General features: G+C 61.8%; 31 protein-coding genes. 8 read left to right on the forward strand and 23 right to left on the reverse strand.

Translation table 11 applies throughout. The features are described from left to right. The coding region (locus tag G3N58_RS17475; RefSeq protein WP_205999734.1) for a L,D-transpeptidase at positions 1 to 806 on the forward strand (806 nt) is incomplete at its 5' end. A 217-nt stretch (positions 807 to 1,023) separates the two neighbouring features. Here G3N58_RS17475 and G3N58_RS17480 read toward each other — a convergent pair. Together G3N58_RS17480 and G3N58_RS17485 are read right to left on the reverse strand one after the other, a co-directional pair. Beyond that, positions 1,024 to 1,893: a DMT family transporter gene (locus G3N58_RS17480; RefSeq protein WP_167049597.1), complete on the reverse strand. Its 870-nt coding sequence runs from the start codon at positions 1,891 to 1,893 to the stop codon at positions 1,024 to 1,026. 257 nt (positions 1,894 to 2,150) lie between these two features. Beyond that, positions 2,151 to 3,710 carry an AarF/UbiB family protein gene (locus tag G3N58_RS17485; protein WP_205990988.1) on the reverse strand — a complete coding sequence of 520 codons (1,560 nt, stop codon included), beginning with the start codon at positions 3,708 to 3,710 and terminating at the stop codon, positions 2,151 to 2,153. 603 nt (positions 3,711 to 4,313) lie between these two features. On the opposite strand from G3N58_RS17485, the gene G3N58_RS17490 reads away from it, so the two are divergent. Then, the gene (locus G3N58_RS17490; RefSeq protein ID WP_205999735.1) at positions 4,314 to 4,631 is read left to right on the forward strand and encodes a hypothetical protein; all 318 of its coding nucleotides are present in this window, start codon (positions 4,314 to 4,316) and stop codon (positions 4,629 to 4,631) included. Positions 4,632 to 4,661: 30 nt separating this feature from the next. Then, complete coding sequence (locus G3N58_RS17495; RefSeq protein ID WP_205999736.1) at positions 4,662 to 4,904, forward strand: hypothetical protein; 243 nt, start codon at positions 4,662 to 4,664, stop codon at positions 4,902 to 4,904. Positions 4,905 to 5,085: 181 nt separating this feature from the next. On the opposite strand, the gene G3N58_RS17500 is transcribed toward G3N58_RS17495, so the two are convergent. The 8 genes from G3N58_RS17500 to G3N58_RS17535 form a co-directional block, all read right to left on the reverse strand. After that, the gene (locus tag G3N58_RS17500; RefSeq protein WP_205999737.1) at positions 5,086 to 5,817 is read right to left on the reverse strand and encodes a hypothetical protein; all 732 of its coding nucleotides are present in this window, start codon (positions 5,815 to 5,817) and stop codon (positions 5,086 to 5,088) included. Further along, entirely contained in the window at positions 5,814 to 6,305 is a 492-nt protein-coding gene (locus G3N58_RS17505) for a hypothetical protein (RefSeq protein ID WP_205999738.1), read from the reverse strand. The genes G3N58_RS17500 and G3N58_RS17505 overlap by 4 nt, the downstream gene beginning before the upstream one ends. Positions 6,306 to 6,324: 19 nt before the next feature. Next, positions 6,325 to 6,513 (reverse strand): hypothetical protein, encoded by a 189-nt coding sequence (locus tag G3N58_RS17510; RefSeq protein WP_205999739.1) that lies wholly within the window; start codon positions 6,511 to 6,513, stop codon positions 6,325 to 6,327. Continuing rightward, a complete protein-coding gene (locus tag G3N58_RS17515) occupies positions 6,510 to 6,710 on the reverse strand; it encodes a hypothetical protein (protein ID WP_205999740.1) in 201 nt (66 codons plus the stop codon). Before G3N58_RS17515 ends, G3N58_RS17510 begins: the two co-directional genes overlap by 4 nt. Next, positions 6,707 to 7,255, reverse strand: coding sequence for a hypothetical protein (locus G3N58_RS17520; RefSeq protein WP_205999741.1), 549 nt, complete (start codon positions 7,253 to 7,255; stop codon positions 6,707 to 6,709). The genes G3N58_RS17515 and G3N58_RS17520 overlap by 4 nt, the downstream gene beginning before the upstream one ends. Before the next feature lie 71 nt (positions 7,256 to 7,326). Continuing rightward, complete coding sequence (locus tag G3N58_RS17525; protein ID WP_205999742.1) at positions 7,327 to 7,803, reverse strand: glycoside hydrolase family protein; 477 nt, start codon at positions 7,801 to 7,803, stop codon at positions 7,327 to 7,329. A 3-nt stretch (positions 7,804 to 7,806) separates the two neighbouring features. Continuing rightward, positions 7,807 to 8,025 (reverse strand): hypothetical protein, encoded by a 219-nt coding sequence (locus tag G3N58_RS17530; RefSeq protein WP_205999743.1) that lies wholly within the window; start codon positions 8,023 to 8,025, stop codon positions 7,807 to 7,809. A gap of 82 nt (positions 8,026 to 8,107) precedes the next feature. Beyond that, a complete protein-coding gene (locus G3N58_RS17535; protein WP_205999744.1) occupies positions 8,108 to 9,445 on the reverse strand; it encodes a hypothetical protein in 1,338 nt (445 codons plus the stop codon). A 91-nt stretch (positions 9,446 to 9,536) separates the two neighbouring features. Between G3N58_RS17535 and G3N58_RS17540 the strand changes: the two genes are divergently transcribed. From G3N58_RS17540 to G3N58_RS17555, 4 genes are all read left to right on the forward strand, one after another. Beyond that, entirely contained in the window at positions 9,537 to 9,857 is a 321-nt protein-coding gene (locus G3N58_RS17540) for a GIY-YIG nuclease family protein (protein ID WP_205999745.1), read from the forward strand. A 182-nt stretch (positions 9,858 to 10,039) separates the two neighbouring features. Next, positions 10,040 to 10,240, forward strand: a complete 201-nt coding sequence (locus G3N58_RS17545) for a hypothetical protein (protein WP_205999746.1) — start codon at positions 10,040 to 10,042, stop codon at positions 10,238 to 10,240. Positions 10,241 to 10,437: 197 nt separating this feature from the next. Then, on the forward strand, positions 10,438 to 11,160 hold the full coding sequence (locus tag G3N58_RS17550) for a hypothetical protein (protein WP_205999747.1): 723 nt from the start codon (positions 10,438 to 10,440) through the stop codon (positions 11,158 to 11,160). 57 nt (positions 11,161 to 11,217) lie between these two features. Next, positions 11,218 to 12,324 (forward strand): class I SAM-dependent methyltransferase, encoded by a 1,107-nt coding sequence (locus G3N58_RS17555; RefSeq protein WP_205999748.1) that lies wholly within the window; start codon positions 11,218 to 11,220, stop codon positions 12,322 to 12,324. A 12-nt stretch (positions 12,325 to 12,336) separates the two neighbouring features. On the opposite strand, the gene G3N58_RS17560 is transcribed toward G3N58_RS17555, so the two are convergent. The 6 genes from G3N58_RS17560 to G3N58_RS17590 all read right to left on the reverse strand — a co-directional run bounded on the left by G3N58_RS17560 (position 12,337) and on the right by G3N58_RS17590 (position 16,914). Continuing rightward, complete coding sequence (locus G3N58_RS17560) at positions 12,337 to 12,849, reverse strand: DUF4376 domain-containing protein (protein WP_205999749.1); 513 nt, start codon at positions 12,847 to 12,849, stop codon at positions 12,337 to 12,339. An 8-nt stretch (positions 12,850 to 12,857) separates the two neighbouring features. Beyond that, entirely contained in the window at positions 12,858 to 13,862 is a 1,005-nt protein-coding gene (locus tag G3N58_RS17565; protein ID WP_241017149.1) for a hypothetical protein, read from the reverse strand. Positions 13,863 to 13,934: 72 nt separating this feature from the next. Beyond that, positions 13,935 to 14,651 carry a DUF2612 domain-containing protein gene (locus G3N58_RS17575; RefSeq protein WP_205999750.1) on the reverse strand — a complete coding sequence of 239 codons (717 nt, stop codon included), beginning with the start codon at positions 14,649 to 14,651 and terminating at the stop codon, positions 13,935 to 13,937. Then, positions 14,652 to 15,845: a hypothetical protein gene (locus tag G3N58_RS17580; RefSeq protein WP_205999751.1), complete on the reverse strand. Its 1,194-nt coding sequence runs from the start codon at positions 15,843 to 15,845 to the stop codon at positions 14,652 to 14,654. Next, positions 15,845 to 16,195, reverse strand: coding sequence for a hypothetical protein (locus tag G3N58_RS17585; RefSeq protein WP_205999752.1), 351 nt, complete (start codon positions 16,193 to 16,195; stop codon positions 15,845 to 15,847). Before G3N58_RS17585 ends, G3N58_RS17580 begins: the two co-directional genes overlap by 1 nt. A 2-nt stretch (positions 16,196 to 16,197) precedes the next feature. Further along, the gene (locus G3N58_RS17590; protein WP_205999753.1) at positions 16,198 to 16,914 is read right to left on the reverse strand and encodes a Gp138 family membrane-puncturing spike protein; all 717 of its coding nucleotides are present in this window, start codon (positions 16,912 to 16,914) and stop codon (positions 16,198 to 16,200) included. Positions 16,915 to 16,924: 10 nt separating this feature from the next. Here G3N58_RS17590 and G3N58_RS17595 point away from each other — a divergent pair, with 10 nt between their 5' ends. Continuing rightward, complete coding sequence (locus G3N58_RS17595; RefSeq protein ID WP_205999754.1) at positions 16,925 to 17,371, forward strand: hypothetical protein; 447 nt, start codon at positions 16,925 to 16,927, stop codon at positions 17,369 to 17,371. Here the strand turns inward: G3N58_RS17595 and G3N58_RS17600 are convergent. From G3N58_RS17600 to G3N58_RS17630, 7 genes are all read right to left on the reverse strand, one after another. Further along, the gene (locus G3N58_RS17600) at positions 17,368 to 18,357 is read right to left on the reverse strand and encodes a hypothetical protein (protein ID WP_205999755.1); all 990 of its coding nucleotides are present in this window, start codon (positions 18,355 to 18,357) and stop codon (positions 17,368 to 17,370) included. The genes G3N58_RS17595 and G3N58_RS17600 overlap by 4 nt on opposite strands. Then, the gene (locus G3N58_RS17605) at positions 18,354 to 18,665 is read right to left on the reverse strand and encodes a hypothetical protein (RefSeq protein ID WP_205999756.1); all 312 of its coding nucleotides are present in this window, start codon (positions 18,663 to 18,665) and stop codon (positions 18,354 to 18,356) included. Before G3N58_RS17605 ends, G3N58_RS17600 begins: the two co-directional genes overlap by 4 nt. Next, on the reverse strand, positions 18,662 to 19,381 hold the full coding sequence (locus tag G3N58_RS17610) for a phage baseplate protein (protein WP_205999757.1): 720 nt from the start codon (positions 19,379 to 19,381) through the stop codon (positions 18,662 to 18,664). Before G3N58_RS17610 ends, G3N58_RS17605 begins: the two co-directional genes overlap by 4 nt. Further along, positions 19,378 to 21,090 (reverse strand): hypothetical protein, encoded by a 1,713-nt coding sequence (locus tag G3N58_RS17615; protein WP_205999758.1) that lies wholly within the window; start codon positions 21,088 to 21,090, stop codon positions 19,378 to 19,380. Before G3N58_RS17615 ends, G3N58_RS17610 begins: the two co-directional genes overlap by 4 nt. Further along, on the reverse strand, positions 21,087 to 21,227 hold the full coding sequence (locus G3N58_RS17620; RefSeq protein WP_205999836.1) for a hypothetical protein: 141 nt from the start codon (positions 21,225 to 21,227) through the stop codon (positions 21,087 to 21,089). The genes G3N58_RS17615 and G3N58_RS17620 overlap by 4 nt, the downstream gene beginning before the upstream one ends. Positions 21,228 to 21,295: 68 nt before the next feature. Further along, entirely contained in the window at positions 21,296 to 21,685 is a 390-nt protein-coding gene (locus G3N58_RS17625) for a phage tail assembly chaperone (RefSeq protein ID WP_205999759.1), read from the reverse strand. Further along, on the reverse strand, positions 21,686 to 22,126 hold the full coding sequence (locus tag G3N58_RS17630) for a phage protein (protein WP_205999760.1): 441 nt from the start codon (positions 22,124 to 22,126) through the stop codon (positions 21,686 to 21,688). Position 22,127 lies beyond the last annotated feature (1 nt).

Here is a 22,127-nt window from a genome sequence, read left to right on the forward strand (position 1 = left end):
CCGAGGTGGCCGCGCCCGATGCGGCCGGCGTCGTCGATCCGCGCCGGGCGTTCCTGCTGCGCGACGTGTTCGCGCGGGACGTGACGCGCCGGCTCAAGGTGCCGGCCGCCGAGCAGCGCGCGTACGCCGATCGGCTCGCGGCGGCCCTCGATGCGCACGCGCTCGGCAGCCTGTCGGGCGAATACGTCGTGCTGGTCGATCGCAACGCCAACGTGCAGGCGCTCTTCATCTATTTTCGCGCGACGCCGGGCGACGCCTGGGAGATGATCGGCGCGTCGCCGGTCTCGACCGGACGGCCCGGCGAATACGACCACTTCATCACGCCGCTTGGCGTATTCGAACATACACCCGACAACATGGATTTCCGCTCCGAGGGCACGCAGAACGAAAACCATATTCGCGGCTACGGCAAGCGCGACATGCGCATCTTCGATCTCGGCTGGGCGCAGGGCGAGCGCGGCTGGGGCAAGGGCGGCATCTCGCAGATGCGTTTCCAGATGCACGCGACCGATCCCGAGCGGCTCGAACCGCTGCTCGGCATCCGCCATTCGAAGGGCTGCGTGCGGATTCCCGCGTCGCTCAACGCGTTTCTCGATCACTACGGCATTCTCGACGCCGAATACGCGGCGCTCGTCGATTCGGGCAAATCGCTGTGGGTGCTGAAAAGCGATCGGCAGATCATGCCGTGGGCGGGGCGTTTTATCGTCGTCGTCGATTCGCAGCGCAAGGGGCGTCCGGCGTGGTCGCCGGCGCCGGGCGCGAGTGCGCGCGCGAAGATGCCGGCACATGCCGATACGGCGGATTGAGGCGATGCAGTAAGTTGATGCATTGAATGCATTGAGTTGATGCACTGAGGCGGCGCTCGGTTTTTTCGCTGCAGGCCTTTATCAGGGCACGGCGCGCCCTATTGTCGTTTTCTTGCGCCGTGCTGCTGTGTTGCCGTGCCATCGCCCCGCCGGCGCGGCGGGGTGCATCGTGGTCCGCATCGCCGTGCGGATGGTTTCGGCGCCGCGCAGCCGCATCTCACGACCGCGCCAGCACCACGCCCACCAGCGCCACGGCAAATCCGGCAATCTGCACCGGCAACAGCGTCTCGCCGAATCCCAGATAACCTTCGAGCGCGGCAAGCGGCGGCGCGAGAAACATCAGCGCGGTCGCGCGGGCCGCGTCGCCGCGCCTGACCATCCACACGAGCAGCGTCACGCTGATGCCGGACAGCATCACGACACCCCACGCGAGCGAGACCCATAGCGTCGCCGAGGCGATCCAGCGATGTTCGCCGAGCGCAAGCGCGAGCATGCCCGCGACGCTTGCCGCGCCGATGTTTTGCACCGCGCTCGCGCTGCGAATGTCGGTTCTCGCGAGCGAGGTCTTCTGGAACAGGGTCCCCGCCGTGATCGCGGCAACCGCGACGATCGACACGAGCACGACGAGCCACGCGGGCGCGTTGCCGTGCGTCGGCGGCGTCGCCGCGGCGAGCTTCGGCGCGAGCACCAGCACGACGCCGGCGAGGCCGAGCGCCATGCCGCTCCAGCCGCGCCGCGAGAGTCGCTCGCCGAACAGCGGCGCGGCGACGGCGGCGGTCGCGAGCGGTTGCAGCGCGCCGAGCAGGGCCATGACGCCAGCGCTCAGCCCTTGGGCGACGGCCCAGTAGCCGGCGCCGAGATAGACACCTTGCAGCAGCGCGCCCGCGGCCAGATGCTTGCCGAGGTCGCGGCCGCGAGGCCATGTCGCGCGCGCGCCGAGCGCGGCAAGCGTGAAGACGAGCGCGGTGCCGCCGAAGCGGGCAAGCAGGAACAGATTTGGATCGGCGTAGGGCGTGATCGCGCGGGCGACCACGAAGCCGGTCGACCACAGCACGACGAAGACGGCGGCGATAAGGGATGCGAGCATGGCGACGTGCCGAGGCGAAGGTCGGCGGCGTGAAAAAGCCGCCATCTTGCCGGCGGACGTGCCGCGCGTCTTGTTCGAGGCTGCAACTGAACGGATGCGGGCGAGGTAATGAACGCCCGCGCGTGGCGGCCTTGGCAGCGGTCGTTGCGTTGGCCGAGGCAGCGGCCGGCTGTCGAAACGGCTCACCCAAAGATGTGCCGAAACGGCCGCCCAGGCCGCCCCGGCGTACGCACCGGAACCCCGCTCCCCGTGCCGTCTCACCACATCAGCAACACCGCCCCCGCACCGATTGCACCGCCACATACGACGCAGCCCCACAGCAGCCAGCGCGTGCGGCGGTATTCGCGCGCGATTTCCGCGAGCAGTTGCGCGTTCTGCTGCGGCGTGCGCGCGCGATCGTGTTGCTGCTGCAGATAGCGCACCGCCAGTTGCGGCACGCGCGGCAGCATGTGCGCGAGATGCGGCAGCTCGTGCGAGATGCGCTTGAGCCAGCCGCGATGATCGAGGTCGCGCCGCGCGATATCGGCGAGCACGCCGCGCGCGATGTTCCACGTATCGACGCCCGGATGCAGCGCGCGCGCCAGCGTCTCCGCCTGCTGGAAGGAGCGCTGCGCGGTGGCGAGCCGGCCCGGCACGTGGCCGTCGAACGGCAGCACGCCGTGCAGCAGATGATGAAACAGCGAGCCCGCCGAGCGGTCCTCGGGCGCGGCCGCGAAATGCGCTTCGGCGCGCGTGCGCAATTCGGCTTCGAGGATTTCCGCGCGCGTGTCGTGCGACACGTGTCCGGCATCGCGATGCATGCCGGCGAGGCGCCCGTAATCCTGGTCGAACAGCGCGGTCGCGCCGTGCACGAAGAATTCGCGCTCGCCGCTCGACAGCGTCGACATGATCGAAAACTCCGCGAGCACGAGGCGCCCGAGCGTGTCCGGCTCGATGCTGACGCGTACGCGGCGGGCATCGAGCGTCGCGTGGAAGAAGCCGTGCTCGAACGCCTGCTCGGTGACCACCTCGACGATATGTGCGGCAAGCGGCGCGAGCTTGATGCGATGCGCGTGCAGGCCGGGCAGGTCGCTCGCCGGCAGCGTGTTGATGCGCTGCATCGTCAGCGTGTGGGCGGTGCACAGTTCCCAGATCACATCGGGCACGGCGATGCGCTTGTCGCCGTCGAAATGATGGCCGGTCTGGCTCAGGTTCGCGGCTTCGGCGCGCAGATCGAAGCGGCGCAGGATGTCGTCGGTGAAGGTCTGGGCAAGCGCGCGCAGTTGCAGGCGGCGCGCCGTGCGCGAGAGCTTTTCGAGCCAGCGCGCGGCCCAGCGCAGCAGCGCGAGTTCGTCGCCGATCTGTTGCAGTTGCTGCGTGCGCACCAGCTTGATCGCGACCTCGTGGTGGCCCTTGACCGGTGTCGCGAGCCGCGCAAAATGCGTCTGCTCGCCGAAGCCGCTGCGCACCGGCACGAGGTCGACCGCGCTGAACAGTTCGGCGAGCGGGCGGCCGAACGCTTTCGCCAGCGCTTCCTGCGACGCGGACGGCGCGAGCGGCTCTTCCATGTGATCGATGGCGTCGAGCGCGTCGTGCAGCGTGCCGGCCGCGAGTTCGGGGCGCTCGGCGAGCGTCTGCGCGAAGCGGCTCGCGAGCGGTCCGAGCGCCGGCAGCACGCCGTGCAGCTGGGCGCCACCGCGCTCCGACGCATGCACGCGGCTGACCAGCTCGATCATCCAGTGCAGTTTGTGCTCGCGCGGAGCGGCGAGCCAGATCAGGCGCGCGCCGTAACGCAGCGCGTGGGATAGCAGCAGTAGACGGCGAAACAGTGGCGGCATCGGTAGTTCGGTTGACGGCAAGGCGGGGTGCGTGGTGCCGGACGCGGTCGGGGCGATGACGACGGTGGCGACGGTGACGACGACAACGGCAGCGGCGCTGCGTGCCGCGCGTCTGCCCGATGGCCGGTCCTGGCGCGTCAAGGTTAGCAGGTCGGGGCGCCGGTTGGCGTGTTCGTCGGGCCATGATGCATGACACGCGTAATACAATACAGCGGCCTTCCTCAACTACGACGAAACCCAGGCGTGCCGCTCGCGGCCCTTCACCGATGCTTGCAGAACAACGTCAACGCCTTATTCGACGGGCATCGAATTGAAAACCTACGCTGAAAGCTACGCTTAGAAAATCTACGCCTGCCCGCGGGAGAATCGGCCTATAGTACTGTACATTCATACAGTATTCGCCATGTCCCATTTCCGCTACCCCGACGCCTCGACGGATCGCCCCTGTCGCCTCTGCGAGCATTGGGGCGGTCCTTTCAATGACGGCTTACATGCCCGGTGCGTGCGCGATGAAGTGCAGATCGTCGCGCAGCCGGAAAGAGGGTGTGCGTTCTGGTTGCGCTGCATCGGGGCGGATGACGAAGAACCGAAAAAGGACAAACGATGAACGACAGGGAATTGCTGGAACTGGCCGCACGAGCCGCGGGGTATGGAGAGTTGCGAATTCTCGACGACAGTTCGATTATCGTCCATGCTCGCCGCTGGAACCCGCTTGCCGACGACGGTGATGCGATGCGGTTGGCCGTAAAGCTAGATATCAGTTTGCGCCAGAGGTTCGCGATGGTTCAAGCCGAATTTCCGTGGGCCGATGAACAATTCAATGAGCGGCGAGTGATTTGCGAGCCGGTACTAGAGGATCATTGCGCGCCAGCACGGCGCGCAATCGTTCGAGCTGCTGCCGAGATTGGGAAGAGAATGTGATGCGCTGCCGGATGGCAGGCCGGAGAGGGAATGAGAGAGCCAAAATATGACGTCTATCGGCTAGAGGTGTTCGGCCTGCCAAGGTTCGGCTGCACTGGCATCGTAATCGCTGACAAGTGGTTCGACCGCGTGACCACCGACCTTGAAGAACTTCGTCGGAACGTCTACGCCGCCTTCTGCGAATGGATGGCGGCAGAACTCTGGATCACGCACCTTGGCGAGCGTCGCCTGGTGACAACTTGCGCTCAGTTTGAAGCTGAGTATGGGATTTGATGCGCCGCAATCTGCGGGCTGATTGATGTGCGCTCAGGGCGCGGGGAGGGAATGGAGTGGCCGGCACCACCCGGCAGCGTGGACGCTTACCCCCACGCCACTCTAGAAGCGGGCTTATGGCTACCCGTTCACTCCATGTACATCATACCGCCTGTTAAGCGGGTTTACAACCGGTTACCTGTTATGCGGCTGGCTTCATGGGTGCGGCGGCCAATGTCTCAAGCCGCTTCTGATAGTTATCGATATCGTGATCACCGAACGCGAATCCGCCCTGCCACTGGTTGCCATCGGGCAGGATCTGGAATGCGCCCTGATCGTTTTTGAGCCATACAGTCGGGATTGGCGCGCGGCATTGCCAGCGGCGGTCGAACCATGGCCACGAACACCAGCCATCGGCACCATTAACGCAAGCGACCATGCGGGCAAATACTGCTGCATGTGACTTGAAAAGGTCCGCGGCAATGAATTTCGGCGACGCGAACGCGAACATCAAGCCGATCTGTTCGGGCTTCACGAACGCGACCGATGCCTGAACGCGAGCCGCGCCGAGCGAATGGCCCGTGAGGTTGAAAACGGTGCCCTCTGGCGCGAGCTTCTGCGCCCAGCACCAGATTTCATCCATATCCTCAGCGACACCGGCAGTGACGTGGCCACCATCGACGGCGACCGGATCAAGCTGAACATCGCGAAGAACGTCCATCAGAGCGCCCTGGCTTGCGCGCGTGCCAGAGATGGACAGCCACGTCTTGCCCGCGTTATCGACAGACAGGACCGCTTGATACGACTTGCCCTGAACCTGACCGATCCACGTATCGCCAAGCGTTGCGAACGCTGCTTTCGAGGCGTTGTCGGCCTCAATGTACGCAGCGTTCGCGCGCCGGCAGGCCAATGAGAGCGCCTGCCAGTCCATCACGCCACCGCGCCCGAAGCCGGGTCAGGTGCAACGACTGGAGCCGATGCGGGTGTGCCAGCCGCCGCCGCTTGTTGCTGCGCGATGAGCGTCAGCACTTGCGAGAGAACCGGTTGAGCGGCCATCAAGCCGATCAGGATTGCGGGCTGGTTCGGAATTGCCGGAATCGACGCGACGAGCGTAATGAGCGCCGGGAACAGAGTCGCGTTGAGCGTCTGCAGATCGTTGGCGTCGATTTCACCGTTCGCCGTGCAGACTGCCGTGTTGACGGTAAGGATCTGCTCGACGAGTGCTTGCTGAGTCGGATTGAGCAGTGCGGCGGCGGCCGGTTGAGTCAGCAGCTTGAGCTGGGCATTCACTGAGGGGCAAAAGTCGGTGATCAACTGTTGCGGTTGAATGACGAGATGCGGTTGCGAGCCAGTCGATGCGCAGCCTGCAAATGCGACGCACGCGACTAGGCCAGCCAGAACAGCGGCGAGTTTGGATTTCATTGGGTGAGCCTTTATGGGATTAGAAGCGCCAGCGAACGCTGGCTTTTGCTGTTACGCCGTTATTGCCCTTCACGACAGAAAGACTCAGGCGGGTGGATGGCGGGATCTCGGCGTAGACGACTGCGCCGGGTTGAACGTCGAATTGCTTGTCGAGCGCGGGAAGGACTTGCAGGTGTGTGATCAGCGCCAGTAGTGCAGTGCTGATCACGCTTGCGGTGCAGCCGCCTGCTTCGCGGCGCGCATCTGGCTCAGCTTGTGTGCGCCGGCAACGAGCAACACAACGATCGCGCTTTGAACATCGACCGGCAGCGTCGCATGCAACAGGCTGGCAACGTATGCAACGACCGGCGCGACGACTGCGCCAGCGCCGACCGCGGTAGCGGTGTTGAGGGGAGTGCTATTCATGCTTGCTCCTTGTGAAGAGACTTCAGTTCATCGGGTGAGTAGACGAAACCGGGAATCAGGAACGCCTGAACGCTCCAGACCGGATCGCTTTCTTCATGGCGGCCGTGGTTCTTGCCGCGGTGGTGCAGCTCGCAGAGCGGGAGCTGGTTGTAGACGGAATCGACGAACGTCTCGGGCTTCATCGGATCGAACGCTTCCCAATCAAAGCCCTGAGTGAGGCGAATCAGATCCCAGACCGGATGCTTCCTCGGAATCGGCACCACGCGGCCCAGCTTGTGCGAGAACATGACGTCGGTCTTGTTCAGTGCGACGTCGCGAATCCAGTCGAATGCGATCGCATGGCTGTACGCCCATTCGAAGAAGCGGTGATGCGACTCGACCTTTTCGTCGTCGCCGCATACCGCACAGACATAGCCGCCTTCGTGCTTCATCTCGCGCTTGCTCGCGCGAAAGATTGGCGATTCGATGCGCGGTTCATGGCCGGGATAGAAGACGTCCTCGGTGAGCGTACGAGTGGTCTCGTGTGTGTCTTGTGCGTTGGTCATGGCGTAAAAAAACCGTCCTTAAGGCGGCTATGTGTGAGACAGATATACGGCTGATATCTGTGTAACGAATGTCAGGCGACGACCGGCATAACGCCGTGTTCCATGGCGTTCGCGAGCCGCGTTGCGCGTGCTCCTACCTGTTTTGCCCATTGCGAATTCAGCATCGCTGCCGCGGCAATGGCATATGAACCGCGCTGCATGGCTGCGAGAGCATTCTTGAAGCCGAGCAGGCCCGTGCCGAGTGCAGCGTTGCCGATGCCCATGTTGAAGACCATATTCGCGACTACTCTTTGACGGACTTCGTCCAACTGGCGCCACCAGGCAAGGTTGGCATCGAGCTTGGCAACGCTGGTGGAGATGTCTCGCGCGAGAAGTTGATTTACCTGCGCGTCGGTCAACGGGAACGTCCATCCAGCAGGCAAGGGAGAGACATCGAGGTTGTGACCAACGCCGACCGTGTGCTTGGGCGGCTTTGCGGTGTCGAGATACGGTACATAGCGCACGCCTTCATCGCGGCGCAGTTCGGCTTCGAGCAACGCGAGATTCATGCTTCACTCCTTTTTGTGCTTCCTGCGGTGTAGCCAGAACTTGTCGCGAATGAGTGCGATGACCTGCAAGACTGTGTAGATGAGCGTTGCCGCCATAACGAGATCGGGAAGTTGGATCCCGAACCAATGCATGCCCGCAACGGACACAGGGGGAAGGGATTTCACTGCGCTCGATACAACGTCACTGCGCGCGATGTCTGCGGCCTGTTCGCCGATGGTCATGTGGGAAGCCCCGGTCAGAAAAAGAAAAAGCCCGCGCGTGGCGGGCATGTGTTTTAGGCGGGAGAGCCGCGAGGGCGCGGGGTCAGTTGCCGGCGCAACTGAATTGCACGGTGTCCGTACTGGTGCCGGTGAACGTGATCGATGTCCCAGACGTCTGTCCGACCTTCACCGCAGCGGCTGCGGTCGTGTCGTTTGCCGTGCAGGCATAGCTCGACGATGAGGTAAAGACAGCCGACCCGCTGAGCGTGACGGTTGCAGTGCCGGATGCCAGCGCGACGGTGCCGGTCACCATATGCGGAGCGTTGACTGCGGTTCCAGTCGTGCCGTAGAGCGGCATCGTGCCGGTGCCGGTCGTTGATATATTCCCCGCGTCACTGACAGAAAGGGGGCATGCGCTGTATGCGGAATTGCAGATCTGAAAATTGCCGCTTGACGCGCGTAGGTATTTGTTCGGCGTGGTCGCACCATTCCCGACCAGGGCAATGACAGCCCCGTTTGAATCGCTTGGCGCATTCACCATCAATGTGTACTGGCTATTGCTCGGCTCGTTCAATTGCAAACCGGTCAAAGTCGCTGCACCACCCTGGTTGATGGACGCCTTTACCGCGCGCGAACTGTTCATCACCTGCAAAACGGGATTTGCCGTAGTCGTCGTGCCAGCGGTCAGCAAATTCAGATTGACACCCGCGCCCGAGTTGCGAATTTCCGCACTTGTCGTCGGCCCGTTCGACGATGTGGCGTCAACGAGAATGCCATTCACAGTCGATGACTGCGGATTGAGATAGATTCCCGTCGAAAAGGCCTGCGAGCTGTATCCAAGCATCAGCCCTATGCTGCTTGCGTAATTTCCATAGGCGTCAATCTGCAGGCCAATCGCGTTCACCTGCGATGTACCGAATGCCATATTGGGCGGCAACTGGGTCGATGGAGCACCCGAGTAGTTGAACGTATCGAATTCGTTCGAGCACGTGCCAGCAACTGCCGCGCCACCGCTGTAACCAATGTCACATTGCCCGAAGACGCCGAAGGCCTGATTGCCGGCATTGTTCATCATGCCGTAGCCTGTCACGCCAGTCGGGAAGCTGTTGCCGTTGGTGCCGTCCTGGACGATTGCGCCGACGATGGCGTTGTCAGTCGGACCGGACGTGACGAGAACGCGGCCGCCATATGCCTGCGTTTGCGTGGCGCCCGGCGTTAATGTGTATTGCAGAGATCTGAACGTCGAGCCAAATGTTGCGGCGCTCGCAATGGACAGACTCGGCACAGTCAGTGGCCCGGTGAGCGTGCCGCCCGCAATCGGCAGTTTGGTCGCGAACTGGGTATTCAGTTGCGCCGCGGTCAGGACTTGCCCGGGCGTGAACTGTGCGAATGCAGGCAGCGAGGCGAGCAGCAGGAGGGCGGAGAGGAGGCGTTTGAGCATAGCGGCAGGAAGAAAAAGAAACTGAATTAGTACTTGACCAAGAGCCCTTTTGGGGCTACATTAGACCCATCGAATAGATGGAGTCGCGCAGATGCTTGACTTGGACCTAGAAGAGATCGTTAGAAGATCTGGACCGCTTCGTTCTGAAGGCGCAGTGGTTTATTTCTTGATCGATGCTGGCGAGACCGTGTATATCGGACAGTCCAAGAAAATACTTGGTCGGCTGTATGAGCATTCGATGCGTAAGAAATTCGACTCCTACTACATTCTCTCAGTGGCGGATGTAGGTGATCTGGACGATGTCGAGCGTTTTTACATTAACAAGTTTCGCCCGAAACACAACAGTATGTTCTTGCCGGTATCGCCAGATTTTTTAGCGAAAGCGGCCGGTGAAAAGAAGATCGCAGCGTAACTTTCGCAGTACCACGTAGGGTAGCGCAGCTGCGCAGCCCGCCACTCCGAAGAGGATGATTATGAAAACCACATTTCACAAGCGCTCGTCGCGCCTTCCCAGATATGCCCATTCGATACACCCCGCCGACCCCAGAAGACCTGAGGGATCTGCAAAGCCAGATGGGGTTCACCGGAAACCAGATGGCCGACCTGTTCGGACTTGCTGGCAGCAATCAATGGCGGAAATACGTGACGGGGAACAGCATGCGGCCGATGAGTCTGCCGATGCTATTTCTTGCCGGCGCCCTGCTGAATCGCACTGCAACCGTCGATCAGGTATTCGACTGGTGCCGTCAAGTCGGCGCGCATGTGGACCTTTCGGAGGATGCAGCAGAAGACTGAAGCATGACGCCACCCCTCCGAGAAGAAGACGCAGCGATCACGCGTCTTTCGCTTCCCTCTAATCTCGGAGAAAAACAATGCATACGCAAAATCGGGTGGTTCAGTCGTCCCGCGCACGTCGCGCGAATCGTCAACCTGTCGCCGTCACGCGGGCGAATCGCAAGGCCGGTTCCCGCTGGCGCGCGGCGGCAGTTCTCATGTCTCTCGGATGCGCCGCAGCTAGCGCGCATGCGGAATCGTTCTTTTCGATCGAGGCCGGCGTCGGTTTCGCGGACTACACCAAGACCGGGAACGGAATCTATTTCGACGAAGGCTTTTCCAACAAGACGCCGACCACGTTCCCCGCTTTCCGTGCCGGCGTGGTGCTGACGCCGATCGATGCGCGGCCGCGCTCGTGGGTGCCGGGCCTACGCATGCATCTTGACTATCTGTATTTCGGTCGGCTGTCATGGGACGCGCAGGCGCCGCAGGACGCCGGCGACTTCACCGCACGCGGTCTGGTCGGCGGCTACGATCCTGTATCGAAAACGTGCCTCGCCGACAACTGCGGCCAGATGAGCGAATTCCGATCGTCCGGACAGATCCAGGCGATCGCACTAACCGCGGAGCCCTATTGGGATATCGGCGGAGGCTGGACGCTCGGCGTCGAGGCCGGCCCGGCAATCTATCGCACGACCTGGACGACGAACGCTGTCGTCGAGACTGACGGCTGGAAGCTCGGGCCGCCGGGAACGGATCACGTGCTCACGACGTCGCCTGCGCTGCATGTCGGCGCGCTCGTCGGCGCATCCGTCAGCAAGGGGCACTTCAGCCTTCGATACAACTACATCTATGCGCCGATCCATTACGGATCAACGGACAATGAGTCGCCGGCAGGCGTGAAGGGGGCGCACATGATCAGCGCGAACTTTACGTGGTGAACGAAAAGCCAGATATGATTGACGCCTAAAATTCACCAGGCCTATATCTAACCCAACATGTGCGCAAAATTAACCGCCCAGCAGGATTTCGACAATCGACGCGAGAAGTTGCTGCGTGGGCTCAACATTAAGGACGGCATTGGGGTCGAGATCGGCGCCCTCTGCCGGCCGTTTGTACGCCGCGACAAGGGGCGAGTGATCTACGTCGACTATACGGATTCGGCGACTCTTCGCGAGAAGTACAGGAACGACCCGGGCGTCAATATTGATGAAATCGTCGAAGTGGATGCGATATGGGGCGAGAATACACTTCGGGATGCGGTTCACGGCCAGTACGTTGACTACGTGGTTGCCTCTCACGTCATCGAACACGTCCCGGACCTGATCACGTGGTTGCGTGAAATCAGCTCCATCCTGAAACCGCAGGGCGAAGTCCGCCTGATCGTACCAGACCGGAGGTTCACATTCGACTGCGCGCGGGAAGACACGCGCCTGACGGACATCATGCTGAGCTATCTTGTTCGAGCTCGCGTTCCGCAACCGCACTCATTGATTGACTACGTGATGAATGCGGTCAAAGTGAGCGGAACGGATATATGGACAGGTCAGGCAACGAGCAGGACCGCCGAGAAACATCACAACTGGCAGGATGCCTTGGCCGTCGCGCGCGATGTGATGGAAAACAAGACCTACCATGACACTCACTGCTGGACTTTTACGCCCAGCTCATTTGCCGAGCTCATGGGCAGGATCAGCATGACCGGCCTCGTTGACTTTGCATGCGAAGGCTTTCATGACACGGTCTACATGGGAACTGAATTTTTCGTATCGCTCCGCCGATCCAAGGAGCCCGAATATATTTCGGCAAGCTGGAACCGCATGGCGCGCGCAGCAGATTCCGCATCTCCGGGCGATTTCCTGTGGCGAGGTCGACGTTTCATTCGACAGGCGATAAAGAGGAGCGATGGCATATTTTCCGCATGGGGAAGCGGCCGTTCCCCGGGAAGGGCCCATCCCCTGGACGCAATCGAGCCGCTGCCGTTCCCTACCGACTTTGATCCAGTGGCCTATCTTGCCGCCAATCCAGATGTCAGGCTTGCTGAAGCTGACCCGGTCACTCACTTCAAGCACTTTGGATGGCGAGAAGGTAGGTCGATCGCCTGAAGTGGTCGTGGCTTACCAGGAGACAGCCTGTGCCGCCGCCACAGTCGTCGCAGCCCGGACGCTCACTTTGAGCGCTTGCAATTTCTGGAACGCGACATTGCCCTGCGCCAGCATGACCGCATACAGACCCTTCAGATCAGCCAGCGCGAATGGAACCTGTGTGTTATCACTCGATACCCAGTAGAAGCCACTGGGCGTCGCTCCGGCCAGGCTGTAACCGGTCGTGGCAATCAGCAGAACGTTCTGGCTATCAGTGTCGGCCTGGAAGGTTTTTGTGACGCCGCCTGCCGTGGTGAAGGAAACGGGCTGCTGGATCGCCGCCTGATAGGCGCCCGTGAGCGCGGCCAGTTGAGCATTGATCGCGCCCTGCAGGGTCGAGGCGGGATTGACGTACGCCTGATAACGCGCATCTCTCTCGTCTATCTGCGCCTGATTCGGGAAGGCTGCCGTGTTCTGCGCGCACGCGAAAACAGCAATGATCTCGGTTTCGCTCGCGTCAGCGAACTGGACAAATACGGTGGTCATCGGGGTCCTTAGATTGAGTAAGCCGTGATCCGGATCGCGTACGTGCTCGTGCCGCTCGTGGTCGACGTGCCGTAGTAGATTGTCGAGGGGACGGAGACCATCAGATCATTGAACGGGCTATTGAGCGTGGTCCCGGTCGTTTCGTACACATCGATCGACTGCTGGCCGCAACTTTGCGCGTTGGCATACACCGAGATGGCAGGTGCCGTGCTGGATGATCCATTGGTGACTTCCAGAATGCCGCTGCAGGCCACAGCGTTGGGCGGGATCGCAGAGGAAACGGTGAGCGGAGTCGTCGTCACGGTGCTCGTCGTGCTGAGCACCTGTACTGAGCTGCGAGCGATTTTCCGATCCCGCTGGGTGCCGACCACAAACTGGGAACTGGACGTCGGCCAGACACTTACGAGCGCCGATGCCGTGTAGCCGCCCGGCATGTTGGCGCCGCCGTACACGTTCGGCGCGGCGGCCGACGTTGCGTTCGTCGCAAGCAAGGCGCTCGCACCCGTCGCCGGGTTATAGATCGCGTAGAGCGCGACATAGCCCGATGCCGGCGCCGCGCCAGTGTCCATGCCGCCTGCGCCGGTGGTGGCGAGGTTGATGGTCTTGCTGAAGCTGGAGAGCGTGTATTTCAGGCCGCCGAGAGCGGAGCCGATGACGATCTCATCGGCCGTCAGCGTGGCGGTAGCGGACGCTGCCGTGACGCTCATAAACACATTGCGCGCAGCGCCAATCGTGGCCTCCGATTGGGCGCTGATGGCCGCCGTCAGATTTGCCAACAGCGTCGCCGTCGTGCCGTCATCGATCGCCGGCTGACCGGTCGAGTTGACGATGAATTGTGCAAGCACCGCCGACATGATCGAGCTCTGGCGCCAGACCTTGTTCAGTTGCGCCGAACTGGCGACGCCCGACTGGAAGCCGGTGCCGAGCGCGCCGAGCGCGACGTACGCAGACTGCGAGAGCACATTGGCGCCGCTGGCGGTGGCGAACGGCAGGAAGTCGTTTTCTATGACCATTCAGAGACCCGAAAATAAAAAGCCCGCACGAGGCGGGCGAGTGTAATGGAGGGCGAAGCGCGCTATCGTCGATCAGCCAAGCGTGGAGACGCCCAAGGCGAAGGTGTAGTCGAGCAGGTTCTGTTGCGTGGCGCCCGACACGCCCCACGACCCGACGTCTAACCCCGACACATACTGGTTTTCGACGTCGAAGCCGAACAGCGCGGTGTTGTTGACGGACGGAAAGACATAGGTGGCCAGAACGCCTTCCGGCCTGAGCGGAAGATAGCCTCCAGAGATCAGCGAGATCAGCACGGCGCTCGGGATCGCCCCCGACACGCCAACCGTCACCGTCATGTTCTGGTTGTCCTGCAGGAAGACGTAGCTTCCTGAGCCGCCAAACAGGTTGGCATAGGCTGCTGCCGCCGAAGGGATCGTGCCGTCCCAACTATTGGCGGCGATCTTCGCGCGGATCAGCGTGCGGAATGTGGCGTCGTCGAGTGATGTGAGGCCGGTCGAAGGATCGAACGGCCCCTGCCAGCTACCCTGATCGAAGCCCAGACTTGCGACGTCGAGCGAGAAGTAGACCGTCAGCGGCGTGTCGATCTGCCGTGTGATGCCGACCCATAAACCCACCGCGTCGAGTTGCACGCCGACCGCCGCATCAAGGTCGAACGCAGCCGGAATTGACTGCGCGACATTGATCTGGTCGACGAAGCATTGCGAAACGGCGGAGACCATCGCCATGAACTTCGGCGCGTCCTGGTGTTCGGACGTTACGAGCGAGGTGTAGTCCGAGACATTGCTCATTTAGGTCGGCGTGATCGTCACGCTAGAAGAGGTTGCCTGTCCGGCGTGATTGAAGGCGAGGGGCACATCAGGCGAGCCTGCGCCGCCCGGACCGCTGAGCGCCAGGGAGATGATGCGGAACGTGTTGCTGCCCGCCACCGACTTGGCCGCGGTTAGTGCCGAATCCCACTCGACCATGCCGCTCGGTGCGCCGCCAATCGGCACTGAGTTGATGTAGGCTGCCACCGCCGCCTGAATCGCTGCGCCGATGGCCGTCGTGTAACCTGCTAGCGCTTTGAGCGTGATCGAGCAGGTGATCGCGTCGTAAGTCGGGCGGTAGAAGTTGATGTTGTGCGCAATGCCATACGCATCGGTCACGGCGATCGTGGTCGTGCCATACGTACCAGTACCGGGCGTCTTCTTGGCGGCGATCGCCTGCGCAATGGCCGTCGAATCACCGCCCTCGACCACGAGGTAGATCTTGTTGCCCGGGATGCCGTTCGCATCCGCCGAGCTCGTGTCGTTCTCGAAAGGCGTGACGCGCGTGACGCCGGAAACGGCCCAGACCGCGCCGACCGTGCCTTCGAATACGGTACGCGACGGGAGGGCAGTCGACGTCGTCTGTCGCTGGCGAAGACCGGAATCAGTTTCGACTGCCGCGCCCGGCGATGCATCAGCCACGGTGGCGGCCGTTTGCCAGCCGAGGGTCGGCGTGGTGATCTGAAGCGTGGTGCCGCTGGCGAGAGCGATTGCACCGGGCGTCTGGCATGTGGCCGTCACGTCGATGACGCCTGCGGCCGGGATAACGACTGAGGCCGGGAGCGACCATGCATTCTGGTTGGCGTCAGTGATGACGCCATTGGTGATCGTAGCGCCCGCCTGTCCGCCGATCGCCATGTCGACCGTTGACGCCGACGAGACATTTCGCGCGATGCCGTTGATCTTGACGACGCTCGAGAGGTTCGCGCCCTGAGCAGTCGCCGGCGAGTAAGCGTTGTAGGTCTGAACTGCGGCCTGATTCGAATCGCTGATGGCCTGCGCGATGATCGCGAGGAACTGGCCGTCCTGCGAGTCTGCTTCTACATAGACGTCACTGCCGAAGATGCTGGCATACGAGGCCTGGAGCGAAGCGTAGACGTCCGAATACGCGGGAATCGAAATCCCGGCGCTCGAAATCGTCGGGCCAAGTGTCGCGAGCGGGTAGGTCGTTGCCATCAGAATGTCTGAGTAATGGTGGTCTGGCCGTACTGCGTATCGACGGTTGCGGCGACAGTGAACTGACGCGTAGCGGGATCGAGGTAGCTCGCGTAATCCGCGATGCCGGTCACGCCCTGCGTGTCGAGAATCGCCGTCTGAACGGCCATGTCACGAGTTGATTCGGTGCCCGCGCCGAGGATGTCGGTGTTGTACGGAGTTCCCGCCGTCTGGTCGAGGAACCATTCGCCGGCAATCAGGCCGAGTCGCGTCTGGATCGCCTGCGCAACCGCGGCGGGACTGTCCACCAGAAACACCGCGTTGCCGCCCAACTGATAGTCGCCGTCGGCGTCGAGTTGCCGGTATCTCATGCTTATCCTGTCGGGGCGCCGGTGTTGCTGCTACCGCTTTGAACGCCCGTATGAGTGTGATGCTGAAGGTCGATGCCACCGGCCGTGACGTTGCCAGTGGTAGTGATCGAGCCGCTGAAGGTGGACGCATTGGTTGCGCCCTGCTGGTTCTCGACGGCGATCACGCCTGTCACGGTCAACGTCGGCGCGGTGATAGTCATCCCGCCGGGCGCCACGACATTGACGACCTTGCCGGCCGGATTCAGCTCGACATAGGTCGATCCGTCGTTGCTTCTGAGTTGCGCGGTCGTCGTGCTGACGTTGCTGATCTTCGTCGCCTGCGAGAACGGGCCAGGCAGACAGAAGCCGTCCGACAGGTCGTGCATGCGCAGTTCAGACTGCACCTGAACGCCGCCCGCCGACCACCACGCATCGATACAGCGCGAGGCGAACACGATCAGGCACTCATCGCCTTGCGTTACCGGGAATGTCAGTGTGCAGCCGCCGCCGCGGGGAAACACAACCGGGCAATCGAGCAGCAGCGGCAGCGAAACCCATTGCGTCGAGCCGTCCGGCGCGCGCACCTGAGCCTTGATGGCAGGCTGCGCGATGCAGGTCATGGCGCCGGGATTGAAACTCTGTATGATCGCGGGCAGCGCCGTCCAGACCTGCGCCTGATGTCCGTCAAGAGCCAGACGAAGCGCTTCCTGCGAATCATTAACGCGTTCTAACTGGAGCATGAGGTATCAGATGAAAACAATCGCTTGTGTAGCGGCGCTTTCGATATGCATTGCGCCTGCATTCGGACAGAACCCGGTATTCACTATGCCGGGGCAAGAGCCAACGGCTCAATCAGCGCCATCGAAGAAAATTCCCGCCGCGAAGGGCATCAGCCCCGTAGATGATGGCGCGATCGTCTGCCCGTCATTGGATGAGGTGAACTGGTTATTCAGGGAGATCGGACGCGCCAGGGTTGCTCGAAGCTATATGCCAGAGCAGGCACGTCAACTGACGAAGTTAAAGGATGGGTACGATCCGTGGGCCGAACCGAAGCCATCCGACTATCGATGCCAGTTTGTGCCGGCAGGAACTCCCATGAATGTGAAATGGCAGGGCGGGATGCCTATCGTGTACGGAAAAATGAGTGATGGCCGACCGTTTGCCGGTGTCACCAATCCTCAAATGGTCGATTACTAGCCAGCCACTGCGACTGACTGATTCTGGTCGCTCGCCGACACATCGACCGCGAGGCAGATCATGTCCACGTACCACTCAGGCCCGCGCGAATCCCCGGAAAATTCTGCCTGCATGACGCGGTAAAAGCCGGCCGCTGTCACGACGGTGGCGATCGCCGGCTGGTATGTCAGCCCCTGTTGCTGCGTTGTGATCTGGTTGATGTCCGACTTCGCGATCTGCACGAGGCAGCCGATGCGGATCAGTGGATTGAGCAGGGCGCGGACCTTGACGCCTCCGTCCGTTGCCTCAGGAACGCCGATCAGTCCCGTCATTGAAGACAGCACAACGGCCTCGCCCGGGCGGTAACCGGTGATAGGGACCAGCACAAACTCGCCGTTCTGGATCGACCACCGGAAACCGTATTTTTCAGCCCAGTCCCGGCTGTAGTCGCGAGACATGCCGAACAGCACCTTGCCGCGCGACAGGGCATTAGCCGTGCCCGCTGGGGCCCCTGCGATCAGCCCACTTGCATCGCTCGCGAACTTGACTGGCGGTGTTCCGTTTGAGGATGCTGCGCCCGTGATCGCACCGATGACCTGCTGCGGCGTCTGGCCTGCTGCGAGAGACAGATTGACGACTGCATTATTGATCCACAGGTCTCCATCTGCCGCCCATATGTCCAGGTACGAATCGACGTTGCGCTCGCGTCCGGTGGCCGTCTGCTTGATCGTGCCGCTAAAGATGATCCCGAAGTTTCCAGTCTCATACCCGGCCTGGAGCGTGATCGTGCCGAATTCAGTGCTGGTGTTTGTCCCGATCTTCGAGACGGTCTGCGGCGACAGATTGTAGACGCGCACATATAGCGTGTTGGGCGTCTGCGCGTCCGAGTTCGTCGTCTTGAACGTGAAGCGGAACTGCGACAGGTCGAGCCCTTGCGTGCCCGTCGATACGATCAGGCTCGCGGCACGACCGAACTGGTAATTGGTCGGGATCGATGCGGTCGTCATGCCGTGATCGCGTAAAGGTGCGACGTGGTGCCCAGCGTGTCATACGTGGGCACCGTATCGGGCGAGCTGTCCGTCTGCGCAACGAGCGCGAACTCGAACCCCAGATAGTCGAACTGCTCGAGCAGATTGCAGCCCGTCACCATCGGAATTCCTGTCACGATCGCGTTGCCGCTCGCATCCGAAATGTCGATCGTCCACGCTGCGTTCTGCGCATTCCACTGAACGTTAAAGCCGTAGGTCGTTCCGCCGAGTGCAATGGTGAACGTCTGCGGCTGGGCTGACAGCGGAATTTCGTAGTACGTCGTCATGGCAGGCTGAATTTCGAGGGAAGGCTCGGCAGTGACGGCACATTGATGTTTGGCGTGGGAAGCGGAAACTTCACGCCGTAGTTCGTCGATGCGGCGTTCTTCTCGGGGCTGGTCATGTTCGACGAATCCGGCACCGTCACAGTCTGGGTCTGCGCCATCAGGATCTGCCGGAACGTGACCCTGACGATGAGGTTGTGAGCCGACTTCGCATCAGTCGACGTGGCGAGCGACTTGATCAGCATGTTCTTGTAGACATGCTTGCCGGTGTACAGGTCGTACAGGCGCCGGTCGTTATAGGCCTTGAGCAGCACCCCGTAGCCGATCGCCGAAACTGCGGGACCAGGGCTGATCGCCGCAGACAGGCCGCCGACCAGCTCCGCCGCACCGATGACCTTCTGCAGCAGAGGGCTGGCATTGGCCGCCACCCCCAGCACCTGATTAAGCGGCCCGGTCGAATCGCTTGAGCTGTCCGACCATGCAATCGTCACGACGACCTCAGACGGCCGCGCGAAAGCGTGGTCCGAGATCGTTGATCCCTGCTCGACGGGGTGGTCGGTAATCTCCATCTCGTCGGAGTGGACTTCCTCGATCGTCACCTGAGAGTAGAACTGCGAGAGCGGCAGGCTGTCCGACGACCTGAATCCCCGCGTCGGCTTGATGGCGAGCGACTGGATGCCGATCTGCGCAATCGATGCGATCGTCCCAAGAATGCTCATCTGACTGCCCCGTAGAAGTTGCGCACAAAGTCGCCGTTCACGCGCGTCTGCTCAGAACCAATGGCGCGGGCAGTGGCTTGCGGGTCGGCTGCGCCGTCGATGCGGAACTCGTTGTGCTGCTGGATGCTGACGTTAGACGGCGACGCAGCAGCGCCGCCAAGCCGCGCGCTTTGCGACTGGTCCATTAGCGATCGGACATTACCATAGGCCCGCCCGTTCTCGTGCTGGAAGATCGCCTGCGCTACGCCACCCAACTGGTCGCCGCTCAGTTGCGCATCAGCCGAGATGCCGAGCTTTTTGGCGACGGCGTCGATATAGGCCGCAGTGTTGTTTTCACCGGCCGGCGCCCAGCGGGAGATGATCTTGCGGACCGTGTCATAGCCCTTCGATACGTAGCCCTTCAGCAGTTCGATGGCCGCCTTGATGCCGTCTTCCATTGACTGGAAAACCGCGAAACCCTTGTCGTCGCCCACAGTCGCGCCCATCTGCTGCGCAAACTTGCCGAACCGGATGTTGCCCGGGTTGTTGTTGCGGATGCCGCGGGGCGCATTCAAAGGCGACGATCCAGCCGGCGCCTCAGATGCTGGGCTCGCATCCGGAACCTTGCCGCCGCGATTGGCCGGCCCGTTAAAATCAAACGTCGACGGATCGATTGCCCCTGCTGCGGCCTGGCGCTGCCTCAGGTAGTCGTCCTCGCCCGTGTTCAGGTCTTCGCTGTGGAACATCAGCGCGATCGGACCGAGCACTTTCAGCAGGCCACCGATCGCCCCGCCGGCGGCGACCGCACCGAGCTGCGTGACAGCCGATGCCAGATTGAGAATGCCCGTTACCAACGGCAGCAACTGGATGGCTGCGAGCCCGATCAGGATGCCTTTCAGGCCACCGAGCGCGTGATAGACGGACACGATGTCATCGCCAACTTTCTTCCAGTTGACACTCTGAATCCAGTCCGCGAGGCTCTGTACCGCATCGGCGATGCCCTGCGCGACTTCGCCGGCGTGGTTTTCGGCAAAGCGCTCGAACTCGTTGACGAGCGGCGTGAGGACGGGCGCGAGCTTCGACTCGATGACGATCCACACGTCGTTAAACGTGTCCCTGACCGCCCGGATCGAGTTGTTGAAGTCCTTGCCAGCTTCGGCCGCCTGGTCGGGGTCAATCCCGAACGCAGCGAGTTTCGACGCGTATTTCTTCTTTTCGTCTTCCAGTTTGGGAAGACCGTTTTCCAGCATCAGCAGCGTGTCCGGATCGATGCCGAACAACTGAGCATAGGCTGCAGCCACGTACGGCTGCTGACCCTTCATCTTCTCGATGAAGCTGGTGAAGCGCTCCGAGGGATCGCCGCCGGCGACGCCCAATGAGTCAAGCAGACTTCCGGAGCCCGGATTCAGACGCAGTGTGCGCGCGAACCCCTCGAGTGCGCCTTGCGCCTGGTCTGCCGTGAGCCCGATCTGGCCTGCGGCATACCGCAGAGCCATGATGTTGCCGACCGTGGCACCCGTCCGCTGTGACGCGTAGTAAAGGTTCTCCATCTGACTGGAGATGATCTTTACGCCGGCGACTACGCCGATTGCCGCCGCGGTCACTTCAGCACCGATCTTCATCACCGACTTGGTGACGGACTCGACCGAATTTTCAAACTTCTTGAGCGATACGGCATCCACGGAAAACCCGAGGGACACCAGAAACTCGCGAAGCACGTTATCGCTCATCGGTTGCGCTCCGCTTGCTGTTTGATAATTTCTTCGTTGGCTGCCCGTACATCGAGCGCGTCATTCAGAAGTGCCAGGTCTTCCAGGCCTAGCGTTCCGTCGATCAGGGATTCGTATTTGACCAGCCCCTCCATCACTGGACGAAGGAGCCAGTCTTCCCCGTCAGGCAGCGACAGCAGCGAGACGTTAGCCGTCTGGCTACTGGTTATGCCGCTGCCGCGCCGGGAAAAAAACCGCTCAGGTTTTCCTGGATGACCTTCACCGCGAGTTGGATCATCTGCCCCATGTCGATGTCCTCGAACATGAGTCCGCCGCTCCGGGCAATCACCGGCGCCCCCTGGCCGTTCGGCTGCAGGCGCTGGCAGACACCGAGGCACACGTCGAGCACATAGTCGACGTCGTCGTCCGACATGCCCGAAAGTGCTTCCGTGAGCGGGCCGATGAATGCACCGAATCCCGCGCCCCTGTCCGCACCCAGTGCGCCGCTCATGCCGGCGAGGAGCGGTGCGAGGCGACGCGCGACGTGGAACTGCTTGCGCGCGTCGATGCGGCCGATGCGGTACTTGTGACCGCCGATTTCCACGATGTCGCTCATTTAGACCGCCGCGAGTGCCGCGTCCATGACGCCGACGTCAAACACCCATTCGACGGTGCCGGCTTCCATGGCGTAGGTGTTGTTCGGGAACTTGCTGAACGCGACCTGCTGGCAGGAGTACTGTTCGCCGCGGACGATATCCGAACCGGACAGGACGTTTTGCCCCCAGTTCGCCGAGCTCGTGCGCTGGAAGTTGTACATCGCCGAGAGCTTGCCGTTGGTGAGCGACGTCTTGAGAAGCCGCACGGTCGCCTTGCCGCCCTTGCCGGGGTTCAGGCTGTGCATCGCCTCACCGCCTGCGCCGATGACCATGGTGTTAGCGTTCTCGATGAATTCGAAGGTGACGCCTTCCTTGGCATCGCCGGCGCCGTTACCCAGCGTGATCGAGCCGCCAGGGCCAGTCAGCGTGAGCGCAAAATTTTGAAAGCTGTAAGTGCTCATA

Origin of the sequence: Paraburkholderia sp. Ac-20342 (genome assembly GCF_017104985.1) — a bacterium.
Lineage (GTDB): Bacteria > Pseudomonadota > Gammaproteobacteria > Burkholderiales > Burkholderiaceae > Paraburkholderia.